Below are 24,286 nucleotides of genomic sequence, written 5' to 3'. Positions count from 1 at the left end.
GCGCCGGCATCCTCGGCGATCTTCGCCTGCTCGGCGGTGACGACGTCCATGATGACGCCGCCCTTGAGCATCTCGGCGAGGCCGCGCTTGACGCGCGAGGATCCGGTCGTGGGGAGGTCGGTCATGAAAGGGCTCCTGTCGAAATGCAACTGATCAAGCCAGCAACATAACACCGGGCAGACTCCGCGGCGCCGCTTTATCCGGAAGGATCGCCTCTGATCACCCGCGCTTTACGTGTCATATCAGCCCCGGGTCATATGGCATCCCACCTACAGCATTGAGAACGCGGGAGATCACCCCGGGAATCCGAGCGGAATCTGAGCATCGGACCGACGCCCAACAGAATACCAATATCCCAGCATTCGATTGCAGGGGCGCCCGAGAGGACGAAAGAAGCCGCATGCTGAGGGGTAGGCTCCCACTCACGGCCAGTCAGACACACTTGGCCGCTCTTGAACGCGATAGGGAAGGAGGTGAAGAATGCGCAAATACAGCAAGCCAGTGCTCGTCAAAATCGACGTCGCGAAGGCACCAGGATCATTCACGCTCTGATATCAAAAGGTCGGGGCGTGCTCCGCCAGACCGATCACGCCCCGACTGACGGAGGTAAGGACAGAATGAAACCGGAAAGCAAGCCTCTGCGCTCTTTCAGCGTTGCCACCACCTCGCAAGATGGAAATCTGTACCTCGTGCAGGGGGATGCAGCTTTTCGCCTTGGCGACGTGGAAACGGCGATCTGGGGGCTCAGCAACGGAAAGAACTCCATCGTCGATATTGCGAGCACTTTGTCGAGAGACTATGGGATTGACGTCAAGACCGCAATGAAAGACGTCCTGGACTTCGTGAAACAGCTCTCGGACGCGGATCTACTCGACGATGAATAGGGGGGCGCGTGCCATGGGCACCAGGGAGGGTCAGACCACCCTGGTGATCACGTGTTGCACGCTATGGTTCATCGCGATACTGCGGAGAGATGATCCAAACGTGACGATCCTCGTCGCAGCGATCACCATTCCGCTGTGGAGCTGGGTGGATCTGTACAAAGCATTCCCCCGAAACACGATTGTACGCAGAATTCTCAAATTCATTCCATACTTTGTACCCATTGCTACTTTTGGAATCTCACTCAAGCCCGGTCTCGCCTCGATTCTCATCTGCGCCGGCACAGCCGCAGTGTGCCTGATAGTCACGTACCCGCAAATAAAAGAGGTATTGAATCGCCGGGTCTTGGCTCTCATGCCGCGCCAAACCCTTTCCAGGCGCGCGAGCGAGGCTATCTTCTTTCTCGGATCAGCGATCGCGCAGGAATACCTTCATAGATACGTCTTGGTGCTGTATCTGATGGAGATCAAGATTCCGCTCGTGAACATCGTCGTCATCACCGCTGCGACCTTTGTGTTAGAGCATTTCATCGTCCGAGACGGTGGGCACACCGCAAAGAGCAGTCGCAACATCATTCTGTGGGTGACCCTCGGACTGATTTTCGGAACAGCCTCGGTGTGCAATCCTGATGCGCTTCTGGGTTGCATCATCGGACACGGCATGATCAACATGCCAGCCGCGATCAGACCCTTTCTCCGCGGAGCAAGGAAGGTCACCCTTGAACGCTGAACTCAGTCTCCGGAGTACCCAGCGGGCCCTGATGGATCTGGTTCCCAATGACGTAGCCGACACCTCGATGGTCTTCCTCAGCGGATCACTTGTCGAAGGGTTCGGAAACGCGAAGTCGGACATCGACGTCGTGGCGATCGGCGCGCGCGATACGAGCCTCGAGTTGCCCTCACCCTGGGTGCCTCTCGGACCGGGCAAAGTTCTGATACGAACCCTCGACGGTCGTCGCGTCGACATCGAGTTCATCCCGGTCGACGTGCTCGAATCCGCGATAGACAAGCTCGATTCGGACTCTTCAGACCGGCATCCGGCAACACGGGCATTGTCCAGCGAGCTTCTCTCAGCCTTGCACAGTCTCCACATCGGCATTCCTTTGAATCGACTCGACCAGTTCCATGAGCTGAGGAGCGCTGTTCCGTGGGCCACCCTGAACTCGGCGATGAGCGACGTCGCCGCCTATATGTGCCGCGCAACCGGGGAGGACGCCGCGGGAGCGATACTTGCGGGTGACGCGTACTCCGCCATGATCAGCTCAAAAATCTCTCTGGGCTATTCGATAGACATGCTCACCGCCCGCCTGGGCCACACGAATCCGAAACCGAAGTGGCGCGCCCGCAAACTTCAAGCGCTCGGCGCGAACGCCGTGCTTCATCGTTACATCGAGCTCGAGGCCGACACCTCGATCGAGCCCGTCGCCCTGTTGCGCCAGAGCAAGGCCAGGGTCAGATACACGCAGGAGCTCCTCATCGAGGTCTCGCAGCAGGTGTGCGAACAGTGAGTCATCGGCCGACAGCACCCTCGGGCATGGCCCTGTTCTGGTTGGGACGAGTCGCGAATGCGGCCGGTGCAGTCCTCCTATCGCTCGCGCTGCCCTATTATCTGGCGGTAGTGCTCATAGCAGATCCTCCGCTGATATCGATCGTCATGACGGGGTCCTTCGTTGCTGCGCTGCTTTCCCCCTTATATGCGGGCGTTCTCGCGGATCTATTGAATCGACAGAGAATCTGCGTGGCGGCGGAGCTCGGTCGCTTCGGCCTCGTTCTCATCCTGGCGATCCTCGTGATGGGCCATACACGAGACTGGGCGCTACTGTTCGTCATCAACTTCTTCATCGCCGCTTGCGGATCGATCGTCTCAGCAAGCCTGTTCGCTGGGATCGCGGACTTTTTCGAAGAACACGAACTGACTCGCGCGAACTCAAGACTCCAGGTCATAAGGACACTGGCGGACTCGGCGGGCTCAGCAGGGGGCGGTTTTCTTCTGGCGCAATGCGGCGCGTTCTTCGGATTCCTGGTCGCCGGAGCATCTTTTCTCCTCTCTGCCTTGGGTACTGCTTTCATCCGTTGGCCACGCGCCTCGCGCACCCTCCGGGCGGACGACAGGAAGATCGGATACGTGCGACGTGTGTCCCGTGGGTTTGAGTTCGCGATATCCCGGCCCCTCATGCGCGACCTTCTTCTCTCGAGCACCATCGCCAATGTTGCGATCGGGGTAAGCTCCATTTCTTTGCTCTGGTTGCTGGTGCGTGACCTGGAATTCCCGTTCCTCGCCTATGCTTCGATACTCGGAGTGGGCTCGGTCGGGGCGGTGACCGGGGCAATTCTGGCCCGATCGAAGAGACTTTCCACTGCGCATCCGATGTCGATCCAGATCACGGCTCTTCTTCTATACGGGGCTTTGCTCGGGGCTTACTCGGTATTGCCCCCCCTTTTCTTGGGCCGCCGTCCTCATGGCGTCGGTCATCGATTTCGCAGTAGGCGTCTCAATTTCCCTCTATGTAGTGAGCAACACAGTGCAACAGCAGACGCTTGTTCCGTCAGCAGAGCGCGGCAGCATCGGCTCGATTCGATCGTTCTCCATGGGACTCGCAGGCGCGGGAGGAACTGCCCTATCTGGCGTGCTGATAGCGTCCGTCGGGTCACGGTACAGTCTCCTGATTTCAGGGACAGTCCTCGCGTCGTGCTCCATCATCCTGGCCAGGCGACGAGCTATGCGAACCTGACAGACCCTGAATATCGTGAATACGCGCAGAACTCGCTACTGAACAGATCGAGAATGAGGAAGAAAGCTATGGACGAGCATCTCGGCAGGGTTGGATCTCGTAATTCATCGCGGACAGACTTGCCTTATACATACCGCATTCGCTACGCCGGGTGCACCGTAACGTACGGCACCGACTCACCGGAGGAACTCGAGTTCGTGAGAATGATCTTCGGGCCTTTCAATTTCCCCGAGATCGCGGACCCGCCGAAACTGGAATTTGAGGTGCTCTCGTACTCGGCGGACGGTGGCTCGATACCGCGTCGCCTCATTTCTGCGCTAGAGCCGTCGAATCTCTACGGCTACGAGGTGGGGCGGCGCGGTGAAGCACACTATGATCCGCTCGGGGATGTGACCGTGATCCAGAAGAGAGGCAGTAGAGATCTGACCCTGTACTCGCGACGACGAAGAAGTGTGCACTATCTGCGCTCTGGCGGCGACCTGCTCGATCCGTTACATGTCGAACAGTTGTTGAAGTACGCGATGCGGCTCGGAGCGATGAGCGACGGTTACCTGCCCCTGCACTCGTCGGCATGGGTCTCCGGTGGCGGCGGCGTTGTCGTCGCAGTCGGTGATAAAGGTGCGGGGAAGAGCACACTGATGCTCAACGCGCTCGGCGCGGGGGCTCGATACATGTCGAACGATGGGGTCTTCGTGCGTCGCGTCGCGGATACGGACGATCTTGAAGTCGTGGGATGGCCCAACCTGATCCGGATCGCGGATGGCACCTTGAGTGGCCTGCCACACCTTCGTGACCTGTTGCACCACGCAGGCGAAACACTGCCGCGGTCGCTTCACCCGTGGCGCGGGCCAGACGGCAAACTTCAGTTCTTCCATCCTTTGCTCGATATCGCTTTCGGGTGCGGCGATCCTGTCCTGAGCGGCCCGCTGCAGAGAACGTTGAAGGCAGACTTCTCCACCGAGCGCTCGGTCTCACGAATCGGGATGGATTCGATCGAGTGGAGCGCGATCTCCGCCGTCGTGAGGAACCAGCCCTGGGCGGCATGGCTGGACCCTCACGACGCTCCGATCATGTCTTCAACTCACGCGAAGCTCACGGCAGACGATCTCCCTGCTCCGTGTCCTTTCGAATACGGGCCGCCGAAGTCAAGACCCGACCGCGTGCTTGCCGGCGCAGGGTTGTGCTAGCTGTCGCGGAGCAGGGCCCGACTAGAGCCCCGCATGCGAGAACTTTCTTGCTCGTATGCGACGGGCTCGGTGTAGGCGCCACTCCTGATGCGCACGACAGCACACGGAACACGGTGAGGAACACGCTTCGCCATTCGCCCACAACCCGAATCCCGTTCCTCGACGACGCCGGGCTCCGGGCACTCGCAGAGAACTCACCGGGTAGCGTCGGACGATGCGCAACGCGACTCAGACCGACGAACGTCGCGAATGACTCCCTGTTCGGCCATCAGGAGATGCTGGGGAACCTCTACGACGAAAGGCTCAGCACCCTCCACCTGGACGACTTCTCCCGCAGCGTCCCCGATGGTGCGGCGCGTGCCGAACTTCGACGCCGACTCGGTGCCATCCTCGGTTTCGTCGCGGGGACAGGGGAGAAGGTGCTGCGCGCCTTCGGCGAACAGCACCTTGTCATCGGTGCTCCGATCGTCTACTTCTCGTCTCCGCGCGTGGCTCAGGTAGCCATGCATGTCAATCGGTTCTCGGCCCATGAAGCATGGGCGTGGGCGACTCGGTACGGCGCGACTCTGGACGCACTTGGATACACATTCGATCGGATAATAGTCCGTCGGTTCGAAGGTGCAGCGACCGATCGCTTCGTTCGCGTGTGGCGACGCGATCTGACGAGACCCCTGAGACCCTCCATCATCGGGCACCTCCGCCGCGCCCGGGGCACCACGACGGTGGGCGTCGGCAAGGTCGCGAATCTGGCTCACGACGGCGATTTCTCATGGACTGCCTCTTGTGCCTCGAACGATGAAGCATTGTCGATCGTAGAGGAACTGCGCAGCTCCGACGCACGCTCTCTCGTGGTGATCGCAACGTTGGATGATTTCGACGCCATACATGGGCACGGCCGTGATCCCTCGGGCTTCGCACGGGCACTGACGCGATTCGACGTCCAGGTCAGGGACTTCGTGAGCGGGCTCGGCGAGTTCGAAACCGTCATCGTGACGGCCGACCACGGCAATGACCCGACAGCGCCGGGACATGGGCATTCTCGCGAGTACGTCCCGCTTCTCGTTTTCTCCGGCGATCGCCGCATCGATCTACCGGCTGAAGGCTCATCGTTGACGACGGTCGCGTCTCTCATCGGACACCTGCATGGCGAGCGAACAGGACAGGTGACAACGTGACCATAGTCGAGCGGCTCTTCGTTCGGTTCAGGCCGTACGTCGTGCGTCCGCGCGTGCGAAATCAGGATGCGTAGAGATGTCGACACGCGAGCAGAGCGATCTCGAGATTCTCATGATCGGCGCAGGATCGCTCGGTGCAGCGATCAGTTTGTCCCTTGCGCGCGTGGGACGAAAGGTCGGAGTTTGGGGACGTGACATCCCCGCCGCACGGTCGCGTCTCAGAGCACTTTCGGAGATCGATCCCTCATCGGCGAGCAAGGCGGACAGGAACGTGTCTTTTGTGTCGAGCGAAAGACTCAGGCAGCGCGCGCCATCCGCGATCCTGGTGGCATTGCCCGTCTTCGCATTAGCACCCGTCATGACGGAAATCGAACACCGGCTCCCTCACGCTCCCATCGTGCATATGTCGAAAGGCCTCGAACCGGGAACCGGCAGGACAGCGACCCAAGTCCTGGCAGCTTCAATCCGGAGAGATCGTTCGCCAGAGTTCGGCGTGTTGAGCGGAGCCAATGCCGCACATATCGTCGCGTCGGGGAGCGATAGGACTCGCGCGGTCCTGGCGGCCCCGACGATCACGCTCGCGCACGCGCTCGTCGGCTTGCTCGAAACCGATGATCTGACGTTGGCGGCGAGCGATGACGTTTCGGGCGTTGAGTTGGCTGGGGCGCTGAAGAATGTTGCGGCGTTCGGTTACGGCCTGACGGTAGGCATGGGGGTGCAAGACAGGTTTGCTGTGCGTATGCTCGCGCGCAGCATCGAGGAGATCATGGTTGTGCTGGTGGCCGAGGGCGCCTCTGCGGACACTCTGGCCTCGGCGGCCTTCATCGAAGATGTCCTCGAAACGGCGCTCCTTCGCAAGTCCCGAAGTTTCGGTGCGGGGGTTCGCATCGGGGCTGGAGATACGCCCGAAGCCTTGCCGAACGATCTTGTGCGGTCCGAGGGGTTCGTGTCGTCGAAGGCAATTCTCAGTCGCATCGGCGGCAGGTGTCTCGGGACGCCCATGTTGAACCATATCTCTACGGCAACTCTCGGCAAGCTTGATTCGTGGGCTTTGATCTCTGAGTTACGCGGACGCTAGCTGTTTTTCCCCGACAGGTTGTGATCGTGCGACATGAGCGGAGCGTCTGCTGCCGAGCCGATGGCGAGTGCGGCGAACGGCTTGTCCATGATCGGCCGAGCGCGAGCAGCGACGACTCCCGCCACGGGGTCGATCGCTCACCGTCACGCTCTGAAGGTTCCAGGTACCCGGGGGGATGGGTAGTCCCGATTCCGCTGGACGAGTTCGTCCACACTCAGGAGGCTGAGCCGGACCGACGTGATCATGCCGTCAGAGACCCGCACCAGTTCGACACACTCCGCAGGCAGTGGTCGGGCGAAGCATCGCTCCTCCGTCGCGATCACCGCCTCCGACGCCGGCGAGTAGCCCAGGGTCACCTTGGTGGCATCACAGGAGGGCGTGACTGCGAAAGGCGCGGTCTCCGGCAACAGCCAGACCAACGGCTCACCGGCCGGCATCCTCACGCAGCCTCACCCCGCGTCGCGTCCTCGCCGTGCGGAATCGGAGATGCTCCCCCGATCGCCGTCCGAGGAACACCTCGGATCCGCACTGAATCGCGCTACGGCTCTACCGCTTCCCCGCGATCTGCCGTCCGACGATCTCGCGCATGATCTCGTTGGTGCCGCCGTAGATGCGGTGCACGCGGGCGTCGAGGAACGCGCGGGCGATCGGGTACTCGGTGATGTACCCGTATCCGCCGTGCAGCTGCACGCCGGTGTCGAGCACCTCCCACTCGCGCTCGGTCGCCCAGAACTTGACCTTCGCGGCCTCTTCCGCCGAGAGCTTGCCCTTCGAGTACGCGAGCAGCGCGCGGTCGATGTAGGCCCAGAGGGCGTCGACCGTGGTGGCCATGTCGGCGATCTTGAAGCGGGTGTTCTGGAAGTCGATGATCCGCTCGCCGAACGCCTCGCGGTCCTTCGTGTAGGCGACCGTCCAGTCGAGCGCGGCCTGTGCGGCGGCCGCTCCGGCGACACCGATCGACAGGCGCTCGAGCGGCAGGTTCATCATGAGCTGCACGAAGCCCTTGCCCTCGACGCCGCCGATGAGGTTCTCCTCGGGCACGAACACGTCGGTGAACGAGAGCTCCGCGGTGTCGTGACCCTGGAAGCCCATCTTGTGCAGCTTCTTGCCGTGGTCGAAGCCCTCCATGCCGTTCTCGATCAGCACGAGGCTGAACGCGTCGGGACGGTTGCCCTCACCGGTCTTCACGAACGTGACGACGAGATCGGCGGTCGCACCCGACGAGATGAACGTCTTCGCGCCGTTGACGAGGTAGCCGCCGTCGACCTTCTTCGCGGTGGTCTTGATGCCGCGGAGGTCTGACCCTGCTCCCGGCTCGGTCATGGCGAGAGCGCCGACGACCTCACCGGTGGCCATGCGGGGCAGCCACTTCTCCTTCTGCTCCTGCGTGCCCATGTGCACGAGGTACGGCACGGCCAGGTCGTCCTGGATGCCGAACGCGCCGGCGAGCGAACCCGCCCCGGCCGCGATGACCTCTTCGTTCACGACCGCGCGGAACCGGTAGTCCTGCAGCATCCCTGCACCGCCGAACTCCTCGGGAACCGACAGGCCGATGATCCCGGCCTCACCCGCGGCGAGCATCGTGGCCCGGTCGACTTCTCCGTCGGCGTCCCACTTCTCGATCGTCGCGTTGGTGACGTAGCGCTTGACGAAATCCTTGACGAGGTCGCGGAATGCCTCGTGATCCTCTTCGTAGATGTCGCGTTCCATGCGATCCTCCTGAACGTGTCGTGCGTCGTTGCTCCGGCGATTCTATGCGCGGATGCCGACACGAAACAGTCCATTGTGAGAATGCATCCCACAGAACGTGACACTGGGTACCGCACTTGTGGGATGCCGCAAAGCACCCCCTCGGCCCCGCTCAGGGTGCGTAGTCGGGCGCCGCCGGGAGTCCGAAGAACTCCTCCAGCGTGTGATATCCGCCGGCGTGATACGCGGCGGCGAGATCCACGCCGACGTATCGCAGGTGCCAGGGCTCCGGCGCGTAACCGGTCACCGGCGTGCCCACTTCCTCATACCGCACGATGAACCCGTACTCCCACGCGTTCGCCGCCACCCAGTCGCTCTGCCCGGTGCCGCCGAAGCCGTCGAGGCCGCCGCACGACGTCTCGCACGCGACCACGTCGAGCGCAAGACCGGTCTGATGCTCGCTGAATCCCGGCCTCGCCGACCCGGCATCCGCCTGCCCTTGCCCCTGCGCGCGCACGTGGGCGTCGTACGTCGTCACCTGCAGGCCGTACGACCGGTACCCGTTGTTCGCGCCGATGCGACCGACGCCGGCCGCCGCTGCCGCCTCGGCCATCTGCCCGACCGCGACACCGACATCGGAGCGCACCAGCCCCGAGCGCGTCGTCATCTGCAGCGGCACCGAGTCCAGCCCCGCAGGCTCATACTCGGGCGGATTCAGCGGGAGCGTCTTGTTCACCACGACCCACAGCCGCGCCGGATCGCTCAGCGAGATGCACGGCGCGTTGCCCGCGACCACGGCGGCCCGGAAGTTCTCTCCTCCGCCGAAGCCCGCGATCGCCGCCGCATCGTCACCGCTCGACAGCGCCGCCAGCACCGACGGATCGGCGCACGGGTCGGCGGCGATCGTCGCCCCGACCTTGACCGTCGGCACCTGCACGACGGCGACCGGCTCCGGCATGGTCTCGGGCGCGGCCGATGTCACCACCGGTGCGGACGCGATCGAGAACAGCATGCCGAGCGCGGTCACAGCGACACCGATCGGCAGGGCGGGACCGCGCATCGGGGAGCGCGGAGCCGCGTGCTGGGCGTGCGGCGAGGGAAGCATCACTCCCATTGTCCCCCGTGTCGGCGAAACCGCGAGACCGGGTTGCGAGCGGCATTGGTAATTCGTCATATGTTTGACTACCGTGGGAGGGTGCACCACCACGAGCGATCAGAGCGGATGCCGGTGGCCCGGCTCCGCACCGGAACACCCCTCACCCGCTTCGGCCTCGGCGGCGCCCAGCTCGGGAACCTCGGCCGGATCACCACCGACGAGCAGGCGCGCTCAGCCGTCGACACCGCCTGGGACCGCGGCTCTCGGCTGTTCGACACCGCCCCGCACTACGGCCTCGGCTACTCGGAACAGCGCCTCGGCGCACTGCTCGCCGACCGCCCGCGCGACGAGTTCGTGCTGTCGACCAAGGCCGGGCGCACGCTGGTGCCGCAACCGCACGCCGACGGACAGCTCGACGACGGCGGGTTCGCGGTGCCCGCCGCCTTCCGCCGGGAGTTCGACTTCTCCCGCGACGCGATTCTGCGCGGCGTCGACGCGAGCCTGGAGCGTCTGGGCGTCGACCGCCTCGACATCGTCTACCTGCACGACCCCGACGAGCACTGGGACCAGGCCTCCACCGAGGGGATCGGCGCGCTGATCGAGCTGCGCGACCAGGGCGTCGTCGCGGCGATCGGCGTCGGCATGAACCAGTCCGCCCTGCCGGCGCGGTTCGTCCGCGAGACCGACATCGACGTGGTCATGCTCGCCGGGCGGTACACCCTGCTCGAGCAGCCCGCCCTCGCCGACCTCCTGCCCGCCGCGCTCGCGCACGGCGTCGGCGTCGTCAACGTCGGCGTGTACAACTCGGGACTGCTCGCGCGACCCCGCGTCGCTCCGGACGCGACCTACGACTACGCGCCGGCGCCCGCCGCTCTGATCGCGCGGGCCAACGCGATCGCCGACGTCTGCGAGGAGTTCGGCACCGACCTGCCGACCGCGGCCATGCAGTTCAGCCTGCGGCATCCGGCCGTCTCGTCCGTGGTGCTCGGATGCCGCGACGGCAACCAGGTCGCGGAAGGGATCGCACGGCTCGAGGCCGACGTCGACGACGGGCTCTGGGACGCGCTGATCACCCGCGGGCTTCTGCCGGAGGGCGTTTTCGGCTGAGGCGGCGCCGAGGTGGGAGACCCTTCGTCTCGCACCGCTCGCTCAGGGACCGGGGAGGACTCGCGTCAGGACCCCGCGAGCTGCAGCACGCCGTCGACCCGGCGCGGCAGGTCGACCACGCCGTCGCGCAGTTCCTCGGGCAGCACGTCGACCGGGGCGTCCTGCCAGGCGAGCGGCCGCAGGAACCGCCGGATCGCGGTGACCCCGACCGAGGTGTGCTGCGTGTTCGTGGCGGGCCACGGACCGCCGTGGTTCATGCCCCACGACACCCGCACTCCCGTCGGGTAGCCGTCGTAGACGATGCGGCCGACCAGGTCGCGGGCGGCATCCGTCAGCTCTCCGCGCACGTCGGTCTCGTCCGGAGACGAGTGGATCGTCGCCGTGAGCGAGTGCGGCACCGCCTGCAGCGCATCACGCACCTCGCCCACCGTCGAGTACCGCATCACGACGACGAGCGGACCGAACGCCTCTTCGGCGACGGCGGGCGTGACGTCCTTCGCATCGATCTCCAGCACGGCCGGGGTCAGAGAGAACCCGTCCTCTCCGGCACGGGGCGCGACGAGGCTGCGCGCCCCGCCCTCGTCGATCAGGCGCGTGCGGATCTCGTCGAACGCGCCATGGATGCGGGAGTTCAACAGCGTCTGCGCCGCGGCATCCTGAGCCCGAGCGACCACATCGGCGACGAGTGCGTCACCCTCGGCGCCCACCGGCACGAACGCGACACCCGGCTTGGTGCAGAGCTGCCCGGCCGAACCGGTCACCGAGGTGAAGAGGCCCTCGCCGATGGCGGCGGTGCGCTCGGCCGCCGCGCCCGGCGTGATCACGAGCGGGTTGAGGCTCGACAGCTCGCCGTAAAACGGGATCGGCGTCTCGCGCTCGTCGATGATCCCCTGCAGGATCTTGCCGGTCGACAGCGAGCCGGTGAAGCCGACCGCCGTGATGCGCGGGTCGGCGACGAGCAGCGCTCCGGCCTGCTGGCCGTAGACGATCCCGAGGGCTCCGTCCGGCGCTCCGTAGGCGGATGCCGCGCGCGACAGCGACGCGAACGAACGCTGCGACGTGAGCAGGTGCGAGCTGTGCGCCTTGATGACGACTGGTCCGCCCGCGGCGAGCGCCGATGCGGTGTCGCCGCCGACGACCGAGAACGCGAACGGGAAGTTGCTGGCGCCGAAGACCGCGACGGGCCCGATCGGCACGAGCATGCGCCGCACATCCGGGCCGGGGCCGAGCGGGGTGTCGCCGGCGTGATCGATGACCGCCTCGAGGTAGCCGCCCTCGTCGACGGCATCCGCGAACAGCCGGAACTGGAAGGCGCTGCGCGACAGCTCGCCGTTCAGCCGCGCCGCGGGGAGCCCGGTCTCGGAGAGCGCCGCCTCGACGAGCGACTCCCGGTCGGCCTCGAGCCCGTCGGCGAGCGCGCGCAGCAGGCCCGCCCGCCATGCCCGCGGACGGGAGCGGAGCTCGGCGAACGCGGATGCCGCTGCCTCGGTGAGCGCTGCGACGCCGGCGGCATCCGTCGGTTCGATGTCGGTGGCCGACGTCGTGCCGGTGCGGGGGTCGGTCGTGGCCAAGAATTTCGTGTCCTGGGTGGTCATGCACTCGTCCTTCCGAGCAGGCCCCGCTGAGCGAGGTTGGTCAGGAGCGCGCCGATGCCGAAGCTCCACGGCGCGAGGTCTTCGCTGTGCTGCACGCGGTTCACCAGCGCACCGAGGCGCGGCGAGGCGATGCGCACGACGTCGCCGAGGTGATGCGTGAAGCCGTGGCCCACCTCATCGCGGTCGTCGGTGGGGGCGAACATCGTGCCCAGGTACAGCACGAAGCCGTCGGGATAGGCATGGTGCGCGCCGCTGGCCTGCTGGGCGAGGTCGGCGGGGTCGCGGCTGATCTGCGCCATGTGCGACGACGCCTTCATGCGGAAGCCGTCATCGCCGTCGACCGAGAGCGTGACGGTCTCGGATCGCACGTCGTCGAGCCCGAATCCGTCGTCGAACAGGCGGATGAGCGGACCGACGGATGCCGAGGCGTTGTTGTCCTTCGCCCGTCCGAGCAGCAGCGCGGAGCGCCCCTCGATGTCTCGGAGGTTGACGTCGTTGCCGAGCATGGCACCGACGATGTCGCCGTTCGAGGCGACGACCAGCACGACCTCGGGCTCGGGGTTGTTCCACTTCGACTCGGCCAGCACACCGACATCGGAGCCTGCTCCGACCGTGGCCAGCACGGGGGCCTTGGTGAAGATCTCGGCATCCGGCCCGATCCCGACCTCGAGGTACTGGCTCCACAGGCCCGCCGCGATGAGCACCTGCTTGAGGCGCGCGGCCTCGGGCGACCCGGGAACCAGGTCGCGGATGTCGCCGCCCAGCGCGTCGACGATCGTGGCGCGGATGCCGTCGGCCGACTCGGCCTCTCCCCGCGCCTTCTCCTCGATGAGGCGCTCGAGCATCGACACCGGGAACGTGACTCCCGACGCCTTGACGACCTGCAGGTCGATCGGCGACAGCAACCACGGCCGCGTGTCGTCGCGGGTGTCGGGGGCGGTGTTCGCCCAGACCTCGTCGAACGATCCGATGACGGGGCCGTCGGCCGCGCGCACGGCGGATGCCGGGTCGGCCGTCTCGGTCAGCGCGGCCATGGTCGGGAAGGTCGCCGACAGATCCTGCAGCCGGCCCTCGCGGAGCACCACCACGCTCGGACCCTCGGGCAGCTGGACGCGTCCGACGAGCAGCGCGTCGGCGGCATCCGTCGGGAGGACGTCGGTGAAGGGATCAGTCATGGCAGCTCCTGGTGATTCGTCTAGTCTGGTGCACCCGCGGGAGCAAGGGATCGCGCGGAATCAGGGCATCGCGCGGAATCAGGCCGATCTCTGGAGTTTCCGCCTGATTCCGCGTGTTCGCCTGATCCGGCGAGAAGAGAGAGCCCCGCATCAGCGCCGGTGGAAGACGCCGGGCCGCTTCTCGGCGAAGGCCGCACGCCCCTCGGCAGCGTCTTCGGTGGCGAAGGTGATGCCCTGCATCTCGCGCTCGTACGCGATGGCCTGGTCCTGGGGCAGGTTGAACGCCGCCCGCAGGTTCGCCTTGGCCGTCTCGGCGGCGATCGGCGGACGCGAGGCGATCGTGGCCGCCAGCTCCTGCGCCCGTTCGAGAAGGGCGTCGGCCGGGACCACCTCGCTGATCAGACCCCACGCGAGCGCACGCTGCGCGTCGATCGGATCGCCGGTCAGCAGCATCAGCGCGGCGTTGCTCGCACCGATCGAGTTCGCGAGCAGCACCGACATGCCGCCCCCGCCGATCCACCCGAGCTTGATCTCGGGAGCGGCGAAGCTCGCGGTGTCGGCGGCGATGCGGATGTCGCAGGTCAGCGAGGCCTCGAGCCCTCCCCCGAACGCGTAGCCGTTGATCGCCGCGATCACGGGCTTGCGGAGCTCACGCAGGGCGTCGCAGTAGTCGCGCCGGTTGCGGAACTCCCACGGCGTCTCGTACTGGTCGAGCGTCGAGATGTCGCTGCCGGCGCTGAACGCGCGACCCGTGCCGGTGTAGACGACGGCCCGCACCTCCGCGTCGTCGTTCAGCGCTCGCACGATGCGCACGAGCTGATCGCTCATGTCCTGCGTGACGGCGTTGAGCTTCTGGGGTCGGTTCAGCCGCACGGTCGCGACGTGGCCCTGACGCGCGACGACGATGAGTTCCTCGGTCATGGTCGTACCTCCTCGAGGCGGTCGGTGGTCAGCAGCGGAGCGACGCGCTCCTCGATCTCGTCGAGCACGCCCCCGGCATCCCGCTGCCCGGCGACGGCCGCACGCACGAGAGCGGATGCTGCGGACTGGAAGGGGATGTACCCGGCGACCCGCGGCCGCACCCACGCCGCCTCGATGGTCGAGAGAGTGCCCGAGTAGAAGCCGTGGGCGGCCGCGTCGACCGCGGCATCCGTCCACGCGGCCCGCAACCCGGGCTGCCCGTCGTGCGAAGGGATGAAGCCGCGCTGCGTCTCCTCGGCGAGAAGATGCCGCAGGTGTGCGAGCAGTGCGGGCGACGGCTCGGAGCGGCGCGTGACCGCGATGCCGGTGCCGCCGATGGTCGATCCGATCCTGCCCTCCAACGCCGGTGCGGGCCCGAACGCGACCGTCGGCGAGCTGTAGTTCACGTAGCCGTAGACCAGCGGGATGTAGCCGATGTCGCCCTGATCCCGCATGCGGTCGAGCAGGCCGATCGGGTTCAGCAGCTCGGTGCCCGCGGGCGCACGCGCCGAGAGCCGGGTGAGCAGATCGAGCGCGGCCAGCGCGATGTCGCGATCGAAAAACGACCCTCCCCGCCCCGGATCGTCGCCGAGCGACACCGCGATCGAGCACAGCGAGAGGAACGCGTGCGGACCGGCGAGGCTCGTCGCGACGAGGCCGCGCTCGGCCAGCGCCAACGCGTCGTCCCAGCTCTGCGGTGCGTCGAGCACGAGATCGCGCCGGCGCACCGAGACCTGCGTCGCGGCATCCAGCGGCAGTGCCCAGAGTCGCCCGTCGAGCCGGTACGAGGCGATGCTCGGACCGACCGCGGCATCCGACCAGGCGCGCAGCTGCGCCTCGTCGAAGAGCTCGTCGAGCGGACGGATGCTGTCGCTCGCCAGCGCATCGCCGAGATGCGGATGATCCAGCACGAGCAGGTCGTAGCGACGGGCGAGCTCGTCGATCGGCGCGGACTCGAACCCCTCGAGCGACTGCACCTCCCACCGCACGGTGTCGCCGTCGCCGAGATCACCGGATGCCGCCTCGAGCGCGTTGCGCCCGCGCGGGTGATCCCAGGTCAGGCCGACGAAGTCGGTCATGAAGGCACCGCCACCGGCACCGCGGTCTGCGCGACAGCACCCGAATCCAGCAGCTCCTGCGTGCGCTCGGGCGAGACGCCGAGCTCGGCGAGGATCTCGGCCGTGTGCTCGCCGGTCAGCGGGGCCCCGCGGTCGATGCGGGCGGGCGTCTTCGCGAACCTGTACGGGAACCCGGGCGTCTTGATGTGGCCCTCGGTGGGGTGGTCGTACTCGACGAAGGTGCCGTTGTGGATGATCTGCGGGTCGTTCACGAGGTCTTCGTAGCCGTACACCGGGCCGACCCACATGCCGGCGGGGAGCAGCGTGTCGAGCCAGTGCTGCGTGCTCTGCTCGCGCAGGTGCTTCGCGACCGTGGCGTAGAGCTCGTCGCGGTGCGTCCATCCGTGCTCCTCGGCGTCGAGGCCGCGGAACGACGGCTCGTCCAGCACCTCGCCCAGCTTCTCCAGGTCGGCGAAACCGAGCGCCAGGTAGCCGTCGGTGGTCGCGAAGATGCCGTAGGGGGCGCGGATGTAGACGTGCGCGTTGGGCTCGGCGCCGCGCTTCTGCGGCACGCCGCCGACCGTGTACACGCTGAGCTCCTGCATCTGCAGGGTCGTGAGCGCGTCGAGCATGTTGACCGTGACGAGCTGCCCCTCCCCGGTGCGCTCGCGGTGCAGCAGCGCCGCCAGCACCGCTTCGAACGCGGTCGAGGCGGTGACGGCATCCGCCAGATACTGCCCGGCGGGAGACGGCGGCTCGCCCTCGCGGCCGGCCGAGAGCATCGCTCCGCTCATGGCCTGCAGGATGAGGTCCTGCCCCGGACGATCCTTGTAGGGGCCGTCCTCGCCGTAGCCCGACATCGAGACGTAGACCAGTGACGGGTTGATCGCGGCGAGCGATTCGTAGTCGAGGCCGAGGCGCGCGGCGACGCCCGGACGGTAGTTCTGCAGGAAGACGTCGGCCCCCGCGATCAGGTCGCGCACGACCTCGCGTCCGGCATCCGACTTCAGGTCGACGGCGAGCGACCGCTTGTTGCGGTTGAGCGAGAGGAACGAGACGTTGATCTCGTTGCCCTTCGCGCCGCCCGCCGCCGCGAAGCGCTGCCATTCGCCGGCGGTCGGCTCGACCTTGATCACGTCGGCACCGAGATCGCCGAGCCGCTGCGCGGCGAACGGACCGGCCATCGCGATCGAGCAGTCGATGACGCGATAGCCGTCGAGGATGCTGCGGGGAGTTTCAGACATGACCTACCTCGGGTGCGGGGGATTCAGACGGGGGTGTCGACGCCGCCCGCCGCGGAGGACCGCAGCAGCGCGTCGATGAGCTCGACCGAGCGGGCGGCGACCGTGACGTCGGAGTTGTTCTCGCGACTCTCGCCGGTGATCAGCTCGATGAAGCGCGCGGGCGGCACGAGGCACTCGTATTCGCCCTCGCCCTCGGCGATCGCGACCTCTTCGCGGCGCCCGTCGTAGCGGCTGAGCGTGACCCGCTCGCGCTCGACGTCGATCATCAGCACGCCCTCGGTGCCGAACAGGCGGATGTCGACCTGGTACTTGTCGCCGTCGGCGAGGGTGGCGGCGCCGGACAGCGAGCCGATCGCGCCGTTGTCGAAGCGGATGACGCCGGCGTCGAACAGGTCGACCGGCGCACCCGCCGTGATCACCCGCCCCGCGACCGAGGAGGCGCGAAGACCGGTGAGCCAGAACAGCAGGGCGGACGAGTGCGTGATCTGCCCGTGGGCGTAGCCGCCGCCCTTCTCCGGGCTCGACCAGGTGCGCGGGTCGGGTGCGGTGTCGGAGTTCCAGCGCTCGAGCATGTGCGACGGGTCGGTGCCGAAGAGCCCGCGGGTCGGCGAGGCCATGTGGCACATCGCGTACTGGATCTCGCCGATCGCCCCGGCCTCGAGCATCCGCTTGGCGGCGACCGTGAACGGCTTGTAGTTCCAGCCGTACGGCACGAGGAAGACCGTGCCGGCCTGCTCGGCCCGCGCGGCCAGGTCCCAGGCCTCGTCGGCATGCAGCGTCATCGGCTTCTCGCACAGGACGTGAAGGCCGCGCTCCAATGCCTGGGCGGCGAGGGGGTGGTGCAGGTCGTGCGGGGTCGAGATCACGACCGCGTCGATGTCGGCATCCAGCAGTTCCGTCGCATCCTCGGTCGCGAACCCGAAGCCGAAGGTCGAGCGGATGGCCTCGAGACCGTCGCCCTTGCCGCAGACGCCGACGAGTTCGACATCGTCACGGGCGGCGAAGAGCGGGAAGTGGTTGCTCGTCGCCCACCAGCCGGCGCCGATCGCGCCGAGGCGCACCTTCTTCTTCGCCACGTCGGTGCTCGTCACGTCGGCGCTCGTCACGCGGTCCACCGCCAGGTGCGGATGCCGTCTCGCTCGCCCTCGACGACCCGTCCCTGTTGCACGAGGCGCTCGAGGTTGCCGGTCATCGGGAAGATGAGGTACTCGGCCGCCGCCTCAGACCAGGGCCCGAGGTCGGCGGCCGCGCGCCGGACGAGCTCGAGGGAGGTGCACGCCTCCCCCGAGGCGAGCACCTCCGCGATCACTCGATCGACGCGCTCGGTGTAGGCGAGCGAGCCGTCGAGGAACACACCGACACCCGCCCCCTCGTACACCGGGTAATGGGCGGTGAGCAGCAGGTCGGCGTCGAACGCCTGCAGGCGCCGGATGCTGTCGACATAGGCGACCGTGTCGCGGTAGGTCGGCGGGAAGGCGGCCCGGCCGTCGGCCGTCGGCACGGTCTCGCCGAGCACCGCGTCGGAGATGAGGAGCGTGTCGTTCACGGCATCCCGCAGCGCGAGGTGACCGGGCGAATGCCCCGGCACCGACAGCACCTCGATCGTGCGGTCGCCGAGGTCGAACGTCTCGCCGCCGTCGAGGGCACGGGTCACGGCGACGAGCCCGGTCGAGCGGCGCACCTCGGCCGTGGTCTCGGGCGGATCGTCGAAGCGGTCGCGGGCGGCGAACTCGCCGTAGCGCCCGGAGATGAGCAGCTCGACGTCTTCGGTCATGGGCACGTCGGCGCGACCGGCGAGGAACTCGGCGTGCGGCGCGACCGCGGCGAGCGCCGCGTTGCCGCCGGTGTGGTCGAAGTCGCAGTGCGAGCTGATCACCCAGCGGATGCCGGCCGGATCGAAGCCGATCTCGTCGAGGTACGGCAGCAGGGTGCCGGGCACCGAGTCGGCGACCCCGGTGTCGAACAGCAGCGCGCCGTCGGGACCGGTCAGCAGGTACATCGCGATGAAGCGCTCGCCGAGCGGCGCTTGGATCCGGTGGATGCCGGGGCGGAGCTGCATCACTCGCCCCAGGCGCCGTTGTCGACCAGACGCAGGCCGGCACGCGGCGAGCGCACGTGCGGGCCGGCGGGCTCCTGCCAGTCGGCGTCGCTGCGCGCCCGGATGATGGCTGCCTCGTCGACCTGGATGCCGACGCCGGGCCGGTCGCCCAGCACGATGCCGCCGTTCTCGAAGGACTGGTCGAGCGTGAGCCCGAACGGGGATCCGAGATCCTGCACCTCGGCGGAGAGGTGGTTCGGCACGGCGGCGGCTGCGGCGGTGACCGTGTGGTTCGCGGTGAGACCGACCGGGCTGACCGGCAGGTCGCGGCTGTGCGCGGTGACCGCGACACGGAGGAAGTGCGTGATGCCCCAGACCGCTCCGGCCTGCACGATGTCGGCGCCGCCGGCGTCCAGCAGGGGCCGGTACTGCTCGAGTCCGGTGAGGTTCTCGCCGGTCGCGACCGAGGCCTTGATGGCGGCGCTCAGCCGGGCGTGGCCAGCGGCATCCCATCGACGGAGAGGCTCCTCGACCCAGGTGAGGTCGAGATGCTCCTCGAGGGCGCTCACATGACGCACGGCCTGCTTGAGGTTCCACGACTCGTTCGCGTCGAGCATGAGCGCGGGAGCCGCGCCGTTCGCGGAGAGGAGGTCGGTGAGGATGCCGAAGCGCCGCAGATCCGCCTCGACGTTGCGGCCGCCCTTGAGCTTGGCGGCGGTGTAGCCGCGGTCGGCGAAGCGACGGTACAGGTCGGCGAGCTGCTCGTCGGTCAGCGCGGCGTCGAGGCCGGAGGCGTAGCCGGGAACGAAGCGGTCGCCCGCACCGAGCAGGCGCCAGAGCGGCTCTCCCGCGAGCTTGGCCTTGATGTCCCAGAGCGCCGTGTCGAAGGCGCCGATGCCGCCGAAGGTCGCGCCGCCGTGCGACGACTTGAACACCCGTGCGAGCATCGCGTCGTAGAGCGTGGTGACGGCCCGGGGGTCCTGCCCCTCGATGGCGGGGAACAGGCGGTCGAGGTCGGCGTGCGATCCCATGCCGACGCCTTCGACGCCCTCATCGGTCTCGAGGATCACGAGAGGGACGTCGGTGACGCCGGATGCGATGAATCCGTTGACGTCGCCGACGGGCCGTCCCCAGTCGTGGACGGTGCGCAGTGTGCGGTACCCGGTGATCTTCATGTCGCCCTTGAGTGTGAGAGATCGAGCAGTACTAAACACCATACATCATATGTCTGGGGTTTCGCGAGTGTCCGGTGACGGGCGGGCGACGACGTGAATAGAGTGTCTGGCATGACCCTGCCCGCAGACGCCGCCACCGCCGGTCGCGCACGCACCCCGATCGACCGCATCGGCGCGACCGTGCTGAAGGAGCTCGTCCAGTCGATCGTGACCGGCGAGTTCGGCCCCGGAGACCTGCTGCCGCCGGAGAGCATCATCAGCGTGCAGTTCGGCGTGAGCCGCACGGTCATCCGCGAGACCATGAAGCGCCTGCAGGAGAAGGGCATGGTGACCGTGGCCCAGGGCCGCGGCACGCACGTGAACCCGTCGACGAGCTGGAACGTGCTCGACCCGCTGGTGCTGTCGACCATGATCACGAACGACTCCACACTCGGTGTGCTCGACGACCTGAGCGTCGTCCGCGCCGCACTCGAGGCGGCGATGGCGGCCTCGGCCGCGACAGCGGTCGACGACGACGCCCGCGCCCGTCTGCAGGAGAGCCTCGCCGCGATGGCCGAGCACGTGGAGGACTCGGCGGCGTTCCGCGAGGCCGACATCCGGTTCCACACCGCCGTCATGGAGCTCGCCGACAACGGCCTCGCCGAGAACATCGCCCGCGTGCTGATCACGCACGCGGTCGGCAGCGATCGCTTCACCGGGGTCGATCCCGCGCATGCGTTCGAGCTCACCCTCGCCGAGCACGAGAAGATCGTCGAGACGATCTCAGCCGGTGACGCGGAGGGCGCCCGCATCGCGATGAGCTCGCACATCCTCGGCTCGTGGTCACGCCGTCGCCTGCCGTCCGACAAGCGCTCCTGAGCGACGCGGCACCTCCCCCTCTCCTTCATCACGGTTGAACATCAGTCATGTGACCTTTGCTTGCTCGTTTTCATAAGACGTAGTATGTTTCCCATCAGAGACCTGCACCCTCAGGTCCTGCAGCACACTTCTTCATCAATGTTGAGAGGATCCGCAATGAAGCGAAGGATCGCCATCCCCGCCGCCATCGGTGTGGCGGCACTTGCACTCACCGGCTGTGGAGGTGCATCGCCCAGCGGCTCGTCCGAGGGCTCGGGCACCGACGACAAGCTGGTCATCTGGAACTGGGGCGACGCCGACGAGGCCGCAGCCGCCTACACGGAAGACGTCAAGGCCGCCTTCGCGAAGAAGCACCCCGACGTCGAGGTCGAGATCGTCAACCAGCCGTTCGACCAGTACTACACGCTGCTCGGCAGCGCGGTCGAAGCCGGCACCGGCCCCGACCTCGCACTGTTCAACGGCGGCACGCAGCTGAAGAGCCGTGCCGACACCCTCGTGCCCCTGACCGACGAGCTCGCCGACCTCGAGGACACCCTCGCCGGCTGGCCCGCCTTCCAGGCCGACGGCGAGACGTACTCGGCGCCGATGTTCCTGCAGGGCTTCCCGATCTACTACAACAAGGCGCTGTTCACCGCCGCCGGTCTCGACGCGGACAACCCGCCGGCGACCTGGGACGAGCTCTCCGAAGCCTGCGCCGCGATCACCGAGAAGACCGACGCGTCGTGCTTCGCTCTCGGCAACAAGGAGGGCCTCGGCATCGAGTTCTTCCTCTCCGGCTTCGCCTCCGGCATCTTCACGCCCGAGGAGTACGACGCCTGGATCGACGGCGACCGCGACTGGACCAGCGAGCACGCCACCCAGGTCCTGCAGATGTGGGCCGACTCCGCGGCCGACGGCTGGTACAACGAGGGCGCGAACTCCACCGCGATGTTCAACGACTCGTTCGACCTGTTCTCCGGCGGCAAGTCGGCGATGGTCGTCGGCCTCATGAGCGGCACGGCGCACTGGAAGCAGTTCGACGAGTTCCTCGGCGACGACCTCGGGTTCATGATGCCCGTGAGCACCAACGACGGCACCACCCTGGCCCTTCCGGCCGAGGGCGGCATCGGCTACGGCGTGCTGAACGAGGACAAGAAGGAGCTCGGCGTCGACTGGATCAAGGCGACGGTCGACCACGACGCACTCTCGGCGTACTCCCTCGCGGGTGGCCAGATCACGTCCGACACGACCATCGAGCTCGACACCGACATCGCGTCGGCGAACGACATCGTCGGCGAGCTGTCCGGCAGCAAGCCGCTGCTGCACACCGCCCTCGAGGCCGACACGCTCGACCTGCTGCACCGCCTCGGCCAGCAGCTGCTCGGCGGCGAGGTCACCGTGCAGGACGCCGCAGCCCAGCTGGCAGCGTCGGAGGGCTGATCCCTTGTCGACGACCGACACCACCTCGACCCGGAGCCTTGTTCTCGAGAACAAGGCTCCGGGCCGCGGCCGCGCCAGCCGCCGCGCTCGCGTCCGCGCCGACCTCGGCGTGCCGCTGCGCAAGAAGCCGTGGACGTCCGAGCGCCTCGCGCCGTACCTCATGGTGCTGCCGGTCATCGCGATCCTCGCCGTCTTCCGGCTCTACCCGCTCCTGCTCGGCGTGAACTACTCGTTCACCGGCGACCGGGAGCTCAACGGCCAGTTCATCGGCCTGGACAACTACTTCACCCTGTTGGGGGACGCCCGCTTCCAGGCGGCCGCCCGCAACGTGCTGGTCGTGCTGCTGTTCGTGCCGATCCAGGTCTTCGTCGCCGGCATCCTCGCGACCTTCGTCTTCCTCAAGGTCCCCGGCCACCGCTTCTACCGCAGTGTGTACTTCCTGCCGGTGGTGCTGTCGCCGATCATCATCGGCGCGATCTTCAACATCCTGCTCGCCGCCAACGGTCCGATCAACGGCGCTCTCGGCGCGGTCAACATCCCGAGCATCGACTTCCTCGGCCTGCCCGGCACCGCGCTGCCGTCCGTGCTCGTCGTGCACATCTGGGCCACCTTCGGCATGGCCTTCACGATCTTCCTCGCGGGCTTCGCGACGCTCGACGCCGAGCTGCTCGACGCGGCCAAGATCGACGGCGCGAACCTGTGGCAGCAGATCGTGCACGTCATCATCCCGAGCCTCAGCCAGACCATCCAGTTCGTGTTCGTCACGACCACGATCGGCATGCTGACCGGCCTGTTCGGCCTCCTGTACACGATGACCGCCGGCGGTCCGGGAGCGGCGAGCTACCTGCCCGAGTTCCTCATCTGGAAGCTCAACGGCGAGGCACGACCGGCGCTCGCGTCTGCGGCATCCGTCTTCCTCCTGCTGATCGTCCTCGTGATCGGCCTCATCCAGATCCGCGTGCTCCGCCGCGCCACGAAGGAGGCCTGATGCGCCGCGAACGCCTGGGCAGGTGGCTCATCGCCATCCCCATGATGCTGCTGGCCATCGCCACCATCGCCCCCATGCTCTACGGGCTGAACATCTCGCTCAAGACACGCAAGGACTACGTGCTCGACCGCCTGGGCGTGACCCAGACGTTCAACGTGCAGAACTTCATCGACGCGTGGACCAACGCCGACATGGGCCGCTACTTCACGAACACGATCATCGTCACGATCTTCTCGGTCGCGATCCTGCTCGTGCTCGCCTCGATGTGCGGCTATGCGCTCAGCCACCTGACGTTCCGCGGCAGCAAGGTCGCGTTCCTCATCATCCTGGCGATGATGATGATCCCGTTCCAGGTGATCATGGTCCCGACGATCAAGGTGCTCAGCGACATGGGGCTGATCAACTCGTTCCCCGGACTGATCATCGCGTACGTGGCGCAGTTCCTGCCGTTCACCGTCTTCTTCATGACCTCGTACTACTCCGGCATCCCGAAGGAGCTGACCGAGGCCGCCCGCGTCGACGGCAGCGGACTGTTCGGCGTGTGGTGGCGCATCATGGTTCCCGTGGGCAAGCCCGCATTGATCTCGATGGGCATCCTCAACGCGCTGTTCGTGTGGAACGACATCCTCATCGCGCTGCTCATCATGCAGTCGCCGCAGAACCGCACGGTCATGGTCGGCGTCAGCGCGCTGCGCGGCCAGTACCCTGACAACGTGCCGACGTACATCGCCGGAGTCCTCCTCGCGGTGGCGCCGATCATCGTCGTCTACCTGATCTTCCAGCGGCAGATCTCGGCCGGAGTCACCGCCGGCGCCACGAAGGGCTGATCGC

Annotated in this window: 21 protein-coding genes and 1 pseudogene; 11 read left to right on the top strand and 11 right to left on the bottom strand. The window is 66.9% G+C overall.

What is annotated here, in order from left to right; translation table 11 throughout:
• Positions 1–125: pseudogene (locus LC452_RS09950) on the bottom strand (pyridoxal 5'-phosphate synthase lyase subunit PdxS); the annotation flags it as partial.
• A gap of 444 nt (positions 126–569) precedes the next feature.
• On the opposite strand from LC452_RS09950, the gene LC452_RS09945 reads away from it, so the two are divergent.
• From LC452_RS09945 to LC452_RS09920, 6 genes are all read left to right on the top strand, one after another.
• Positions 570–884 (top strand): PqqD family protein, encoded by a 315-nt coding sequence (locus tag LC452_RS09945; RefSeq protein WP_223624658.1) that lies wholly within the window; start codon positions 570–572, stop codon positions 882–884.
• 100 nt (positions 885–984) lie between these two features.
• A complete protein-coding gene (locus LC452_RS09940) occupies positions 985–1,611 on the top strand; it encodes a type II CAAX prenyl endopeptidase Rce1 family protein (protein ID WP_223624656.1) in 627 nt (208 codons plus the stop codon).
• A 31-nt stretch (positions 1,612–1,642) separates the two neighbouring features.
• Positions 1,643–2,389, top strand: a complete 747-nt coding sequence (locus LC452_RS09935) for a hypothetical protein (protein WP_223624654.1) — start codon at positions 1,643–1,645, stop codon at positions 2,387–2,389.
• A 26-nt stretch (positions 2,390–2,415) separates the two neighbouring features.
• Positions 2,416–4,800: an MFS transporter gene (locus tag LC452_RS09930; RefSeq protein WP_223624652.1), complete on the top strand. Its 2,385-nt coding sequence runs from the start codon at positions 2,416–2,418 to the stop codon at positions 4,798–4,800.
• Positions 4,801–5,075: 275 nt separating this feature from the next.
• Entirely contained in the window at positions 5,076–5,975 is a 900-nt protein-coding gene (locus tag LC452_RS09925) for a hypothetical protein (RefSeq protein WP_223624650.1), read from the top strand.
• Between the two features lie 76 nt (positions 5,976–6,051).
• Entirely contained in the window at positions 6,052–7,053 is a 1,002-nt protein-coding gene (locus tag LC452_RS09920) for a 2-dehydropantoate 2-reductase N-terminal domain-containing protein (RefSeq protein WP_223624648.1), read from the top strand.
• Positions 7,054–7,599: 546 nt separating this feature from the next.
• On the opposite strand, the gene LC452_RS09915 is transcribed toward LC452_RS09920, so the two are convergent.
• Positions 7,600–8,763, bottom strand: coding sequence for an acyl-CoA dehydrogenase family protein (locus LC452_RS09915; protein WP_223624646.1), 1,164 nt, complete (start codon positions 8,761–8,763; stop codon positions 7,600–7,602).
• Between the two features lie 151 nt (positions 8,764–8,914).
• Positions 8,915–9,847 (bottom strand): M15 family metallopeptidase, encoded by a 933-nt coding sequence (locus LC452_RS09910; RefSeq protein WP_223624644.1) that lies wholly within the window; start codon positions 9,845–9,847, stop codon positions 8,915–8,917.
• 117 nt (positions 9,848–9,964) lie between these two features.
• Between LC452_RS09910 and LC452_RS09905 the strand changes: the two genes are divergently transcribed.
• A complete protein-coding gene (locus LC452_RS09905) occupies positions 9,965–10,945 on the top strand; it encodes an aldo/keto reductase (protein ID WP_223624733.1) in 981 nt (326 codons plus the stop codon).
• Between the two features lie 65 nt (positions 10,946–11,010).
• Here the strand turns inward: LC452_RS09905 and LC452_RS09900 are convergent, their stop codons facing one another.
• From LC452_RS09900 to LC452_RS09865, 8 genes are all read right to left on the bottom strand, one after another.
• Positions 11,011–12,540 (bottom strand): aldehyde dehydrogenase (NADP(+)), encoded by a 1,530-nt coding sequence (locus tag LC452_RS09900; RefSeq protein ID WP_223624642.1) that lies wholly within the window; start codon positions 12,538–12,540, stop codon positions 11,011–11,013.
• Positions 12,537–13,715: a fumarylacetoacetate hydrolase family protein gene (locus LC452_RS09895; RefSeq protein ID WP_223624640.1), complete on the bottom strand. Its 1,179-nt coding sequence runs from the start codon at positions 13,713–13,715 to the stop codon at positions 12,537–12,539. The genes LC452_RS09900 and LC452_RS09895 overlap by 4 nt, the downstream gene beginning before the upstream one ends.
• A gap of 150 nt (positions 13,716–13,865) precedes the next feature.
• Positions 13,866–14,636, bottom strand: coding sequence for an enoyl-CoA hydratase/isomerase family protein (locus tag LC452_RS09890; protein ID WP_223624637.1), 771 nt, complete (start codon positions 14,634–14,636; stop codon positions 13,866–13,868).
• Positions 14,633–15,754, bottom strand: coding sequence for a hypothetical protein (locus tag LC452_RS09885; protein ID WP_223624635.1), 1,122 nt, complete (start codon positions 15,752–15,754; stop codon positions 14,633–14,635). The genes LC452_RS09890 and LC452_RS09885 overlap by 4 nt, the downstream gene beginning before the upstream one ends.
• Positions 15,751–16,977 (bottom strand): CaiB/BaiF CoA-transferase family protein, encoded by a 1,227-nt coding sequence (locus LC452_RS09880; protein ID WP_223624633.1) that lies wholly within the window; start codon positions 16,975–16,977, stop codon positions 15,751–15,753. Before LC452_RS09880 ends, LC452_RS09885 begins: the two co-directional genes overlap by 4 nt.
• 23 nt (positions 16,978–17,000) lie before the next feature.
• Positions 17,001–18,068 (bottom strand): Gfo/Idh/MocA family protein, encoded by a 1,068-nt coding sequence (locus tag LC452_RS09875; RefSeq protein ID WP_223624631.1) that lies wholly within the window; start codon positions 18,066–18,068, stop codon positions 17,001–17,003.
• A gap of 11 nt (positions 18,069–18,079) precedes the next feature.
• The gene (locus tag LC452_RS09870; RefSeq protein ID WP_223624629.1) at positions 18,080–19,036 is read right to left on the bottom strand and encodes an MBL fold metallo-hydrolase; all 957 of its coding nucleotides are present in this window, start codon (positions 19,034–19,036) and stop codon (positions 18,080–18,082) included.
• Complete coding sequence (locus LC452_RS09865; protein ID WP_223624627.1) at positions 19,036–20,190, bottom strand: mandelate racemase/muconate lactonizing enzyme family protein; 1,155 nt, start codon at positions 20,188–20,190, stop codon at positions 19,036–19,038. The genes LC452_RS09870 and LC452_RS09865 overlap by 1 nt, the downstream gene beginning before the upstream one ends.
• 111 nt (positions 20,191–20,301) lie before the next feature.
• Here LC452_RS09865 and LC452_RS09860 point away from each other — a divergent pair, with 111 nt between their 5' ends.
• The 4 genes from LC452_RS09860 (at position 20,302) to LC452_RS09845 (ending at position 24,282) form a co-directional block, all read left to right on the top strand.
• On the top strand, positions 20,302–21,048 hold the full coding sequence (locus LC452_RS09860; RefSeq protein ID WP_223624625.1) for a FadR/GntR family transcriptional regulator: 747 nt from the start codon (positions 20,302–20,304) through the stop codon (positions 21,046–21,048).
• Between the two features lie 156 nt (positions 21,049–21,204).
• A complete protein-coding gene (locus LC452_RS09855) occupies positions 21,205–22,467 on the top strand; it encodes an ABC transporter substrate-binding protein (protein ID WP_223624623.1) in 1,263 nt (420 codons plus the stop codon).
• 4 nt (positions 22,468–22,471) lie between these two features.
• Entirely contained in the window at positions 22,472–23,455 is a 984-nt protein-coding gene (locus LC452_RS09850) for a carbohydrate ABC transporter permease (RefSeq protein WP_223624621.1), read from the top strand.
• Complete coding sequence (locus LC452_RS09845) at positions 23,455–24,282, top strand: carbohydrate ABC transporter permease (protein WP_223624619.1); 828 nt, start codon at positions 23,455–23,457, stop codon at positions 24,280–24,282. The genes LC452_RS09850 and LC452_RS09845 overlap by 1 nt, the downstream gene beginning before the upstream one ends.
• Positions 24,283–24,286: the final 4 nt, after the last annotated feature.

This window comes from Microbacterium sp. EST19A (assembly GCF_019969685.1).
Lineage (GTDB): Bacteria > Actinomycetota > Actinomycetes > Actinomycetales > Microbacteriaceae > Microbacterium.
The sequence above is the reverse complement of the archived record's forward strand: the minus strand, read 5'-3'. Positions and strand labels throughout refer to the sequence as shown.